This window comes from Asaccharospora irregularis DSM 2635, from assembly GCF_900129815.1.
Taxonomy (GTDB): Bacteria; Bacillota; Clostridia; order Peptostreptococcales; family Peptostreptococcaceae; genus Asaccharospora; species Asaccharospora irregularis.
On record NZ_FQWX01000018.1, the window covers coordinates 1 to 12,643 of the forward strand.

A 12,643-nucleotide genomic window follows, 5' to 3' on the forward strand; every position below is an offset into this window, starting at 1 on the left:
TTAGCAAGCCAAAACATAATGAAAAAGTGGACTATGAGATATAGAAATTGGGATAGTATTTATAACCAACTATCTATATTCTTTGATGGTAGAATATAAATTTTAAAAAATCTATATTCAGATTTTGTTGAAGGATAAGTACTTTTGAAAAATTACATATACTTCACTAGATTTAGTTTTACCATTTTTGAATTAAATATCCAAAATATGAATAATTAATTCAAACTTACAAATATTATTATTAAATTACATTGCTATAGAGGAGCGAAATTACTCTAAAGCACAAATCAATTTACACTCTCTTATAGGTGAAAGAGCAATATAATTTTGATAATATAAAATTTTATAGATATATTTATATACAAAGGGTATAGTGCACAATTGTGTACTATACCCTTTGTTATGATGTTATCCCTCTATTATTATTAAATCTTTAGGGAAATTAGTTAATATTTCTATACCATCTTCTTTAATTAAAACGGTATCTTCTATTCTAACTCCACCCCAGCCTGGTATATAAATACCTGGTTCCATAGTTATTACACAACCAGCTTCCATAGTTTTTGTACCATAGTTTCCTAGGAATGGTTGTTCATGCAGGTCTCTACCAACTCCATGACCTATACCTGGATAGTAGAATTCTTCGTATTTTTTGATTATTTTTCTTATTTCAATATCGGGAGCAGTAGCATGAGCTCCAGCTTTCATATTTTCAAGCCCTACAAGTTGAGCCTCCTTAACTAAGTTATATACCTCAAGCTGTTTTTCTGATGGTTGACCTATCACAAAGGTTCTAGTCATATCAGAAATATATCCATTATACATTGCCCCAAAGTCTATAGTTACAAAATCACCTTTTTCTATAATTTTATCATCTGGCTTGCCATGAGGAAGAGAAGTTTTTGTGCCAGATATTAAAATAGTTTCAAACCCTATAGCTTGAGCTCCGTTGATTTTCATGTAGTATTCTAATTTTGCACATAACTCTCTTTCTGATACACCAGCTTTTATATCAGGAAGTAGAAGTTCTAAAGCTTTATCGGCTATAGCGCATGCTTTTTTAGAATTTTCAATTTCTATTTCGTCTTTAACATATCTTAGGGTTTCTATTATGTCTTCTGTAGGAACTAAAGTTATATCATCTTCACCAAGTAACTCATTAAGTGTCTGATATTTATCGAACATCAAGTTGGATTTTTCAAAACCTAGTTTTTTTATTCCGTTATTCAAACATATACTTTGAATTGCTTTTGTAATATTTCTATCAAATAAATGCCAGTTTACAACCTCAAACCCCTTGCAAACGTTTTCGGCTAGTTCGGTAAATCTCCCATCAGTTATTATAAAATTACCACTTTTACAAATGATTACATTTGCAGCCTCATCAGTAAAGCCACTTATGTAATTGACGTTAGACTCCTTAGTTAGATAGATTGCATCAATATTGTTTTTATCTAATAACTTCAGTACTTTTTCTGCTCTGTTCATATATATTACCCCCTCTATTTGATTTTTTATTCAGCCTTTTTAATTTTTATTTATTTCAAATAATAATATACTTCATTTGTTCAGTTAAAAGTAGAACTAATGATAATTTCATAATCTAATAAAGAAAGTTCATAAATCTGAACACAGGCTGATTGAAGTATGAGTTTTTAGTATAGCTAGTATATATGTAATATTTGTGTTTCAAAATGATTATAGAAATAATCAGTTAATTTGTCAATGAAATAACTATAAAAGAATTTTATATCTAAAAACTATAAATGAAAAAATTCTAAAGTCTATAAATTATGTCTAGAAAAATATATCTGTCTAAACAAGCTATAATATACTATTTTGTTATACAATAGACTATGTACTAACTTGAAATGTTTATGCTATTGGTTGTAAAATAGTATATATAAATATGACTTAATGGAGAGAAGATATGGAAAAATTATATTATAAAGATCAATATACAAAAGATTTTATTGCAGAAGTATTAGAAGTAAAAGAAGTTGGAGGCAAGTTTCATATTTTACTAGACCAAACAGCATTTTTCCCAGGAGGTGGAGGTCAGTTTTGTGATTTAGGAGAAATAGACTCAAAACCGGTGCTAGAGGTATATGAAGAAGGAAGCAATATATACCATGTAATGGAGAAAAAGCCATCAAAAATACATAAGGTAAAATGTAGCATAGATTGGGATAGAAGAGAAGATGGAATGCACCAACATTTTGCACAACATGTTCTATCGGGGTGTTTTTTTAAGGAATTTAATGCAAATACAGTTGGGTTTCATTTAGGGACAGAGTTTAGTACAGTTGATATAAAAGGTGACTTAGATGAAGATAAAATAAGAAAGATAGAAGTTCTGGCAAATGAAGTTATAAGACAAAATATAGAAGTGGAATTTCTTACACCTAATAAAAGGGAGTTAAAAAAAATAAATTTAAGAAGGGACTTGCCTAATACTGATGAACAGATAAGAATAGTTAAAATAGGAGAACTAGATATAAATGCCTGTTGTGGAGTTCATCCAAGTTCAACAAAAGATCTTAGGATTATAAAAATAAGAAAGTGGGAAAAACATAAAGGTGCAACTAGAATAGAGTATTTAGCAGGAAAAAGGGCTATAGATGAAGTACTAAGAAGAGATATATATCTAACTAAAATATGTAACTATCTAAGCTGTGGAGAGGAAGAGGCATTAAAGGGAATAGCTAATTTAAACGAAAAAGTTGAAGATGCTTTAAGTAAAAAGAGGAAATTAGAGGAGATTGTTTCTGGTTATCATGTAAAAGATATGATCGAAGAAGCTACTAAGATTGGAGATTTATCGGTAATTAGAAAAGTATATACAGACGAAGACTTAAAGTATATAAATAAAGTCGCAACCAAAATATCACAGTATGACGATGCGGTGGCTTTGATGGCGCTTAAATCTGATGGAAAGGTTAATTTGATATTTGCATGTTCTAAAAATTTAAAAAATATAAATATGTCTAATTTGCTAAAAGATGCAATCAGCCTTGTAGATGGAAGAGGTGGTGGAAGTAATCACTTAGCACAAGGTGGAGGAAGGGATAATGGGAATTTAGACTCAGTATTGGAATACGCGGTTATGAAAATTAAAAATATAATAGAATGATGTAGTGCATAGTTTTAATGCTACATTATAAAACTATATGAAATCCTTAGCTAAAACGCTATGGGTTTCTTTTTTTGTTTTTTATAAAAAATATTAAAATCGAATAAAAAGTTTATAATTCGACAATTTATAAGGAAAAGAATTTGGTTTAGGATATTAAAGTATAGCATAGGAAAATTATATGATAATTTCATTAAAATAAAAAAAATAAGATTTAGATTAAAAAATAGTAATAAAAGATTGAAAAATATATCATAAAATGATATATTTTTAATAAGAAATAAAAAGTTGTAAAAAGTCGAATAAATTTAATATATAAAATAAAATTAAATACTTTAAAAATACAATAAATTTATGTTTTTAATAAATTTTAACTTAAATTTAACTTGAAATCAATATTTAAAATTATTTTTTGCAATTCAGATAATTACTCTATATAAAATTCAGTGAATTTTAGAGGTATTTGCATGGGAAAACGTTGCAACGAAATTAGTATAATAGGAAATTCTTATAAAAGACAAAAGTCATAGTGAGAATTCTTAATATAAAATAAATTTATTTAATTTAGGGAGGAAGAAATGGGATCACAAGCAACAACTACAAAGCATCCTAAAGGTCTTTATACTTGTGGATTGACATTCACATTAGAAAGATTTGCTTTTTATGGATCAAAGACATTATTACTGCTATTTTTAGCAGAGGCAGTGGCAACAGGAGGGCTGGGCATCAAGGCATCAGATGCAGCAGCTATAGCAGCTAACTTAGCAGCATTTACATATTTAGCGCCAATATTCGGTGGTATGATATGTGACAGATGGATAGGAGCAAGATACTGTATAATAATCGGTACTATAATAATGGCAGCAGGATATGCATTAGGGTATTTTGCAACAAGTGTAGTATGGGTTCACGCAATGATAGCATTAATATCTATAGGAACTGGATTTTTTAAAGGAAACTTAAACGCACTAGTTGGGGAATTATACGAAGATGATAATCAAAAAGACGCAGCGTTCTCAATATTATATACTTTCGTTAATTTAGGGAGCTTCACAGGTTCATTAATAATGGGAATTTTATATATAAATACTTTTGCAGTTGTAGAGAATGGTGTAACGATACTTGGATTTAGACAATGTTTCTTAACAGCAGCTGTAGTAATGATACTTGGAGGAATTTTATTTGCTTCAACAATGAAGGTACTAGGTGAAGCAGGAAAATATCCTCAAAAAATGCTTAACAAAAATGCATCTATAGAAGGTGCTGAAGTTAAAGATGCAGATGCACCTTTAACAAAAGTAGAAAAAGATAGAGTAAAAGTTATATTTATATTATCTTTCTTCTCTATATTCTTCTGGGTATTCTATAACCAAGCAGGTTCTTCATTAGCTTTATACATGAAAGATTATGTAAATCTTACTGTTAGTGGTTTTGAAATACCAGTAATGTGGATAGATACTACTTTAAATGGAGTATTATGTGTTGCATTAGGACCAATAATGGCGGCTATATGGACTAAGTTATCTAAGAGAGAAAAAGGTGACTTAACTATGGCTCAAAAAATGGCACTAGGATATACATTCTTAGCAGTAGCATTCTTATTTGTAATAGCAGCAGAGTTTACAAGAGGAATAGGTGCACCTGCAACTTCAAAGGCAAGTGTATTATGGTTAGTATTCTTTGTTGTATTCCAAACAATAGGTGAGATGTGCTTCTCTCCATTAGGAAATTCATTAGTAAGTAAAATAGCACCAGCTAAATACTTATCATTATTAATGGGTGTTTGGGCAGCAGCTACATTTGTTGCAAACAAGGCATCTGGATATGTTCAAGGTATAATAGAAAAAATGGGGCTAGTACAAGTTTTCGTTGCTATACCTGTTATCTTAGTAGTTGGAGTATTTATAATACTTGCAACTAATAAGAAACTTACAGCAATGATAGGTGATAATGAAGATGTAGCAGTAGAACTTAACGAATCTGCAAGTTAATAATAATTACTTAGTTTAAATATTAAAATATATGGCAACCTATGAAAGAGTTAGATTTATAGTCTCTTTTATAGGTTGCTTTTTAAATTGTGTTTTTATGTATAAATTTGAAAATATGTGACATTTATAAAGAAAGTACATATGTTAAAACTATAGGAGGTTTTAATATGGAAAATTATAGAGAATTATTTGATGGAATAGATAATACTGTAGATTTAACCAATGGTATGGCTGTAATTCCAATAAACTTTGATAATGGTGCTACAACTCCCCCATTAAAAAGTGTTGTTAAGACTATTATGGATAATATAGGGAATTATGGACCTATTTCTAGGGGAACTGGACAAAAAGGTGATATATGCACCAAAAAGGTTGAAGAGTCTAGAAATATAATTTTGGATTTTTTCAATTTGAAAAACAATAATACACACACTGTAATTTTTACAAAAAATACAACGGAAGCATTAAATTTATTAGCTAATACGTTGATAAATAATAAAAAAGATAAGGTACTAATAAGTAGAATGGAACACCATGCAAATGATCTCCCATGGAGAAATGTTTCTGATGTTGTTTATATAGATACAGATGAATTTGGAAGAGTTAAACTGGATGATATAGAAGAAAAACTTATAAAAAATAAGGGTGAAATAAAATATGTATCTATAACAGCAGCATCAAATGTAACGGGATACTTAAACCCAATATATGATATAGCCAAACTTTGCCATAAACACGGGGCTAAGATTATTGTAGATGGAGCCCAAGTTATTGCCCATAAGGCTATAGATATGAATGGTACAGAAGCTGAAGAACAGATAGACTTTTTGGTATTCTCTGCGCACAAGGCATATGCCCCTTTTGGAAGTGGAGCTATAGTAGGCCTTAAAGAAGATTTAGTTAATAGAGAACCTTTTTTAAAGGGAGGAGGATGTGTAGAAGGAGTATTTGATAGATATGAAATATGGAAATGTCCACCGGATTTATTTGAGGCTGGGACACAAAACTTCTTCGGAATAATAGCTATGGCTAAGGCTCTTGAGGATTTAAAGGAGATAGGACTTGGCAATATATATAGACATGAAATGGAAATAAAGGACTATATAATAAAAGAAATGAAAAAAATGAATAGAGTTAGAATGTATGGGGACATAGATAATACAGAAGATAGACTAGGAGTAATAACATTTAATGCAGATGGATTTGATTATGAGTATTTGGCCAAGAAAATGGCGTATGACTTTGGAATAGCTTTGAGATGCGGTAAATTCTGTGCTCACCCATATGTATACAGGTTGATGGGGGTTGAGGATATAAGTGCTTATATAGATGTTACAAGCCAAGAAGAAAACATAGGAATGATAAGAGCTAGCCTAGCGCTTTATAATACAAAAGAAGAGGCAAATAAATTCTTAAACTCCCTAGAATATATTTTGGTTAATGGTTAAGTTTTGTATTTTGAAATTTACTATATTTTTGGTGAAATTCTGAGTTTGATTTTGGAGGAAGTATATAAATAATTTAGTTATTTTCTATACTTCCTCTGGACAATTTATATAAATTGAAAAATATCAAAATAGTTTGAAAAATATGTTGAAAATATTATTTTAACATGATATATTCTTAATAGACACAAAGCGAATTGATTTAAAATAAATGTGCAGGATAGATTGTATAAATCGACTAATTTATATTTAAATATTCGCCATAAATCAATAATACATATCATAATGATTAAAATTCTAATGACATATAAGTAAATCATATCACAGAGGCATAATACGAAATGCCATTTTAAATTAGAAAAATCACAATACTATAATATTTATAAAAACTATAATCCCTAACAAATATTGAATTTACCGCAAAAAAGAATGTTATATCAACATTTACTTTATGATGTTAAGTATTGCTAGAAAGGTTATCTAAAAAGAATAAAAAAATAAAACATGAATATAATTTAATAGGCAGGGTGTTAAAATATAGGTTTTTATTCTCTCTATAAATTAAATAAGTTTTGCCAATTCAAACTTGGGAAAACGTTATTAAAAACTATTATAAGGGCAGAATTATATCAATTATATTGTATAGCATAATCAAAAGTCTCACTTAGTATTAGCATTAGGTATAGTGTATTACTGGGGGCTTTTAATTATATGAAAAAAACTAAAGGGGGAAAAAATATGGGATCTGAAGCAACAATCAAAAAGCATCCTAAGGCTCTTATTACTTGTGGATTAACATTTACATTTGAAAGGTTTGCATTTTATGGGTGTAAAACATTGCTATTATTATTCTTAGCGGAGACAATAGCAAAGGGAGGTTTGGGGATACAAAGCGCTGATGCGGCAGCTATAGCGGCAAACTTAGCAGCGTTTACTTATCTAGCTCCAATATTTGGTGGAATTATATGTGATAGATGGCTAGGGGCAAAATATTGTGTAATTATTGGGACTGTAATAATGGCAGCAGGATATGCTCTAGGATATTTCGCCACTAGTGTAGTATGGGTTCATGCAATGATAATATTAATATCTATAGGAACTGGATTCTTTAAATGTAATTTAAGTGCGCTAGTTGGGGAACTATATGATGATGACAGTTTAAAAGATGCAGCATTCTCTTTGATATACACTTTTGTTAACCTTGGATCTTTTGTAGGTTCATTATTAATAGGTATATTATATACTAAAACTTTTGCTTACATGGACAATGGGGTATTGGTATATGGATTTAGAAAATGTTTCTTATTTGCAGCAGGAGTTTTATTACTTGGCGGTATAATGTTTGTTTGTACTCAAAAATTATTAGGAGATGCAGGAAAGTATCCTCAAAAAATGCTTAAAAAGAATTATGACTCTGAGTCTGAAAGTACTAATGATTTTGATAGACCTTTGACAACTTTAGAAAAGAAAAGAGTAGTAGTTATATTTGTATTATCTTTCTTCTCTATATTTTTCTGGGTATTTTACAATCAAGCAGGATCTTCAATAGCTCTTTATATGAAGGACTATGTAAACCTTAATGTTGGTAGTTTTGAAATACCAGTAATGTGGATAGATACTACTTTAAATGGTGTATTATGTGTGGCATTAGGACCAGTAATGGCTGCTATATGGACTAAAACAACTAATAGACCACAAGGTGACTTAAGTATGGCTCAAAAAATGGCTTTAGGATATGCATTTTTAGCAGTAGCATTCCTATTTGTAATAGCAGCTGAAGTTACAAGAGGGGTAGGAGCTCCTGCAACAGCTAAAGCAAGTGTACTATGGATAGCGATGTTTGTTGTATTCCAAACAGTAGGGGAAATGTGTTTCTCTCCATTAGGAAACTCATTGATAAGTAAGATAGCTCCAGCTAAGTACTTATCTTTATTAATGGGAGTTTGGGCAGCAGCTACATTCGTTGCAAACAAGGCATCAGGATATGTTCAAGGTATAATAGAAAAAATGGGATTAATGCAAGTTTTCATAGCTATACCAGTAATATTAGCTGTTGGAACAGTTATAATACTAATTTCTAATAAAAAACTAACTGCAATGATAGATGATGACAAAACTGCTAGTGAAGCAAAATAATATATAAATTAATATGATATATAAAGTTAAAACCTCTTACGATATTACTATATTGTAGGAGGTTTTATAGTTTTAGATAAAAAGTAACATATTTTTTTTAGGAGAATATAATAATATAAGGAAGAATTGTAAAGTACAACTTCCTAAAATAGTATAGGAGATGTCTATAATATGAAAAGAGATGTAGGCAAAACAGTGAAAAAGGTTACTAAACCTATAGAAGATGTAGGTAAAGAAGTTGTAAATGGAGTAGGATCTGTAGGCAAGGAAACTTTTAAAAGTGTAGGATCCGTAGGAAAAGAAGTTATAAACGGAGTTGGAAATATAACTAAAGAAACAGTAAAAAGTGGAAAATCTATAGGAAAAGCTGTAAAAGATAACATAAAAAAATAGAAAATATATAACTAATAGATTTGCAAAAGATATACTAGTGAAATATAAATTATAAAATAAAAAAGTTACCTCTATTATAGATTTAAATATAAAGTATAGAGGTAACTTTTTGTCTATCTATACTACATTTTCAAACTTGAATATTTTAAGATTGATGCTTATTTTGAATTGATAAGTTCTTTACCGTTAATTAATAAAGAGTATGGTTTTTTCTTTTTTAGTATAAAATCAAAATAAATTTTTTTATTTTCACCATCTGATGAAAAGTACCCATTGGTATATACAAAAGAACCATTTTTATGAAGATTAGTAATGTTAACGTTATCCTCGACTGTCAATTCTAGTTGTTTAGTCAAAAAAGAATTGACTATATGGGTATATGTTTCCTTTTCTGAATCAGAGAGTGTTATTTTTTCTGATACAAAATTACCAGGCACAATATTTTTAGAGGAGACTTGTGAATTAGTAGTAAAACTTAACAACTTTAAAACAACTAATAAACTTAATAAAACTAATAGTACGGTATACAAAATTATTACATATGGTTTTTTACCTTTTTTTAATGATACTTTATAGTTTTTAAAAATTGGTCTTTTTTTATACTTTCTTTTCCTTTTATAAGATGAAAAAGAAACGATTTTGCTGCGACTATCTAGCTTGTTTTTGCTATTGTTTAAACCATAGCTTTTTATAGTTGGATTTTTCGTTTTTAATAAGCTAACTTTATTATTTTTCAATGGAAATCCCCCCTTGAAAGTTTCCCCTTTTAAATAATACTACTATTAATTGGGATAATATACAAGAATATTATAGGTAAAAAATAGATTTAGTATAAAAATTTTTTTTTATATTGAATCGAACATCTGTATGGTGTAAAATGTAAATACAGAACAAATGTTTGATAAGGATATTTATATTAGATAATTTATAAAAATAGGAATATATATAAGCAATTATAAATATAATTTAATGTAGATAATTTAAAAGGAGTGATAACTTATGATGAACACATCAAAAAGAATGAAGGAGATAACTTTGGGGAATTTAAAAAAAGGTGAAGTGACTCTTATAGAATTAGATGAAATATATAAAGAAATGGGATTTTTATTTATAGTAAATCAAGGGAAATTAACAAAAATAAAAAAAGAAACAATACATTAAATACAATAAATTATTAATAATATAAAATAGATATTATGCTTATGCATTATAAAAAGTCTAATTTAATACAAAACATTAAATTAGACTTTTTATAATGCATATGAAAAATTTTTTATATAAATTTTAAATAATAGAAATAAATGTATAGGGTTAATATTGTACATTTATTAGTGTAAAATGAGAATGATAAGTTTAAATCAAAAGGTTATAAAAGTTTAAATACTAATATAGACTTATGTAAATAAACTTATAAATATATTTTAAAGGTAAGGTGTATGTATGAAAGTGATAACGTATAATATCCACAAATGTATAGGGATGGATAATAAGCCAAGTTTAAAAGAAATAATAAAATATTTAAAAAAGGTAGATGCGGATATTATATGTTTACAAGAGGTACTATACCCTCAGTTTTTAAAAATTAAATCGAAATTAAAAATCAACGGAATGTTTGCATGTAATACAAAAACAATGGGGATTTCATACGGAGTATGCACCTTTTCTAAGTTTAATATAGAAGACAGTAGTCATATGCTATTAACAAGCAAAAAAGAGCAAAGAGGAATGTTGGCTACTGGATATGAAATCCAAGGAAATACCGTAAATATCATAAATGTACATTTAGGACTAGATAAATATGAAAGATATAATCAGATAGATGAGATAATAAGTTATAGCAATAGGCTATAAGGAGGCATAGTAATCTGTGGAGATTTTAATGAAAAAAATATTACTATAAATAAATTTAGTGATATAGCGGTTTTATTGGGTAAATATAAGGAGAATACATTTATACCTAGTGATGCTAGAATAGATTATATATTTATATCAAAAGATTTGAACCCTGTAAAATATAACGTAGATAGGGTGATGTTTTCTGATCACTATCCAGTAGTGGGGTGCATTAGACAAATGTAACAATAAAGTTACATGTTTTGCTAAGTCGTTGTTAAAACGCCTATAATTCACTATAATCTAGTTAGTTTAAAAATATGGTTGTTGAAGGAAGGGGAGACAATGGGAAAAAGAGCGAATAATAGAAAAAGAAAAAACAAGCAGCAGCTAATGGACAAATTAAAATCCATGAATAGCAAAGTCTCTTATAGTAAAAATTCAATTATAAAGATATTGGGAGTAATCGCTGTAATAGGTATATGTCTTATTTCTTTTAATAAATTCTATATCTACAATGATAAAATAGCAAAAAATATTATGATAGAATCAACTGATGTTTCTAATCTAACTAAGGAAGAAACTCTTGCTATTTTAAAAGATGAATACAAACCTCAAAATATAAAATTAAATTATGAAGGTAAGCAGTATCAGATTTTGCCTGAGGATATTGAATTAACTTATAATATCGAAGAAGCTATTAATCAAGCTTATAATTACACTAAACAAGGTTCTTATCTTGAAAATATAAAAACATATTTCGCAACTATAAAAAATGGAAAGAAAATTAGGATTAATTCGACTTATAACGAAGCGAAGTTGAGCTCATCTATTGAAAATATTTCGAAAAAAATAAATGTAAAGACAAGAGATGCAAAAGTTAGTGTAGATGGAAATGGTAATATATCTGTAACTCCTTCATTGGTAGGAAAAGAGATGGATATAGTATCCAATAAAGAAGCAATATATGAGATTATAAAAAGTAAAAATTACAAGGATTTAGATATTAAAGTTGTTTTAAAACAGCCCGAAGTGAATACAGAACAGGCGAAAACTGTGAATACTCTATTAGGAGAGTATAGCACTAGATTTTCTATGGGACAAACTGGTAGAGCTAGCAACGTTATAAGATCTGCAAATAGCACGAGCAACGTTTTATTAATGCCAGGACAAGAATTTTCATATAATGCGCTGACAGGTCCAAGAATTAAGTCTAATGGATATAAGGATGCCCCTGTAATAGTAAAAGGGAAAATAGAACAGGAAAGTGGGGGTGGGGTTTGCCAAACATCATCAACACTATATAATGCAGCCCTATACTCAGGACTAGAGATAACTTCTGTTCAAAATCATTCTTTAAAATCAAAATATATTCCAGTGGGTCAGGATGCTATGGTTAGTTATGGAGGATCAGATTTTAGATTTAAAAATCCTTACAAACACCCAGTATATGTAAAAAACATTTCTGGAAATGGAATTTTAATTTCTAGAATATATGGAAATGGTGAGGACAAGCAAAATATATCTATTAAAGTAGATAAATTTAAATACTCAGGATTGGATGCTGCTAAAACCTACAGACAATACAAAGATGCATCTGGAAATGTAATCAAAACAGAGTATATAAACACAAGTGTATATAAAAAACCTAAAAAATAGATAGTTATACTCCTATAAATACTTAAATATAGAAAAAAATGTCTAAAATTGAT

General features: G+C 28.7%; 11 protein-coding genes. 9 read left to right on the forward strand and 2 right to left on the reverse strand.

Annotated elements, in window-relative coordinates; genetic code table 11:
• Window positions 1–408 precede the first annotated feature (408 nt).
• On the reverse strand, window positions 409–1,488 hold the full coding sequence (locus tag BUB34_RS08135; protein WP_073126320.1) for a M24 family metallopeptidase: 1,080 nt from the start codon (window positions 1,486–1,488) through the stop codon (window positions 409–411).
• A 442-nt stretch (window positions 1,489–1,930) separates the two neighbouring features.
• Between BUB34_RS08135 and BUB34_RS08140 the strand changes: the two genes are divergently transcribed.
• From BUB34_RS08140 to BUB34_RS08160, 5 genes are all read left to right on the forward strand, one after another.
• Entirely contained in the window at window positions 1,931–3,133 is a 1,203-nt protein-coding gene (locus BUB34_RS08140) for an alanyl-tRNA editing protein (protein WP_073126322.1), read from the forward strand.
• Between the two features lie 578 nt (window positions 3,134–3,711).
• A complete protein-coding gene (locus tag BUB34_RS08145) occupies window positions 3,712–5,124 on the forward strand; it encodes a peptide MFS transporter (RefSeq protein ID WP_073126324.1) in 1,413 nt (470 codons plus the stop codon).
• A 167-nt stretch (window positions 5,125–5,291) separates the two neighbouring features.
• Entirely contained in the window at window positions 5,292–6,572 is a 1,281-nt protein-coding gene (locus BUB34_RS08150) for an aminotransferase class V-fold PLP-dependent enzyme (protein ID WP_073126325.1), read from the forward strand.
• A 735-nt stretch (window positions 6,573–7,307) separates the two neighbouring features.
• A complete protein-coding gene (locus BUB34_RS08155) occupies window positions 7,308–8,705 on the forward strand; it encodes a peptide MFS transporter (RefSeq protein WP_073126377.1) in 1,398 nt (465 codons plus the stop codon).
• Between the two features lie 171 nt (window positions 8,706–8,876).
• On the forward strand, window positions 8,877–9,098 hold the full coding sequence (locus BUB34_RS08160; protein ID WP_242948854.1) for a hypothetical protein: 222 nt from the start codon (window positions 8,877–8,879) through the stop codon (window positions 9,096–9,098).
• 158 nt (window positions 9,099–9,256) lie between these two features.
• Here BUB34_RS08160 and BUB34_RS08165 read toward each other — a convergent pair whose 3' ends face one another.
• Window positions 9,257–9,835: a hypothetical protein gene (locus BUB34_RS08165; protein WP_073126327.1), complete on the reverse strand. Its 579-nt coding sequence runs from the start codon at window positions 9,833–9,835 to the stop codon at window positions 9,257–9,259.
• A gap of 262 nt (window positions 9,836–10,097) precedes the next feature.
• On the opposite strand from BUB34_RS08165, the gene BUB34_RS13330 reads away from it, so the two are divergent.
• The 4 genes from BUB34_RS13330 (at window position 10,098) to BUB34_RS08175 (ending at window position 12,590) form a co-directional block, all read left to right on the forward strand.
• The gene (locus BUB34_RS13330) at window positions 10,098–10,259 is read left to right on the forward strand and encodes a hypothetical protein (protein ID WP_200787896.1); all 162 of its coding nucleotides are present in this window, start codon (window positions 10,098–10,100) and stop codon (window positions 10,257–10,259) included.
• A gap of 279 nt (window positions 10,260–10,538) precedes the next feature.
• Complete coding sequence (locus BUB34_RS13565; protein WP_242948855.1) at window positions 10,539–10,949, forward strand: endonuclease/exonuclease/phosphatase family protein; 411 nt, start codon at window positions 10,539–10,541, stop codon at window positions 10,947–10,949.
• 75 nt (window positions 10,950–11,024) lie between these two features.
• Window positions 11,025–11,177 (forward strand): hypothetical protein, encoded by a 153-nt coding sequence (locus BUB34_RS13570; protein WP_242948856.1) that lies wholly within the window; start codon window positions 11,025–11,027, stop codon window positions 11,175–11,177.
• Between the two features lie 99 nt (window positions 11,178–11,276).
• Window positions 11,277–12,590: a VanW family protein gene (locus BUB34_RS08175; RefSeq protein ID WP_242948857.1), complete on the forward strand. Its 1,314-nt coding sequence runs from the start codon at window positions 11,277–11,279 to the stop codon at window positions 12,588–12,590.
• Window positions 12,591–12,643 lie beyond the last annotated feature (53 nt).

Excerpts from the sequence above, each read along its gene's own strand:
- BUB34_RS08135 (WP_073126320.1), bottom strand. The coding sequence starts at position 1,488 with ATGAACAGAGCAGAAAAAGTACTGAAGTTATTAGATAAAAACAATATT.
- BUB34_RS08140 (WP_073126322.1), top strand. The coding sequence starts at position 1,931 with ATGGAAAAATTATATTATAAAGATCAATATACAAAAGATTTTATTGCA.
- BUB34_RS08145 (WP_073126324.1), top strand. The coding sequence starts at position 3,712 with ATGGGATCACAAGCAACAACTACAAAGCATCCTAAAGGTCTTTATACT.
- BUB34_RS08150 (WP_073126325.1), top strand. The coding sequence starts at position 5,292 with ATGGAAAATTATAGAGAATTATTTGATGGAATAGATAATACTGTAGAT.
- BUB34_RS08155 (WP_073126377.1), top strand. The coding sequence starts at position 7,308 with ATGGGATCTGAAGCAACAATCAAAAAGCATCCTAAGGCTCTTATTACT.
- BUB34_RS08160 (WP_242948854.1), top strand. The coding sequence starts at position 8,877 with ATGAAAAGAGATGTAGGCAAAACAGTGAAAAAGGTTACTAAACCTATA.
- BUB34_RS13330 (WP_200787896.1), top strand. The coding sequence starts at position 10,098 with ATGATGAACACATCAAAAAGAATGAAGGAGATAACTTTGGGGAATTTA.
- BUB34_RS13565 (WP_242948855.1), top strand. The coding sequence starts at position 10,539 with ATGAAAGTGATAACGTATAATATCCACAAATGTATAGGGATGGATAAT.
- BUB34_RS08175 (WP_242948857.1), top strand. The coding sequence starts at position 11,277 with ATGGGAAAAAGAGCGAATAATAGAAAAAGAAAAAACAAGCAGCAGCTA.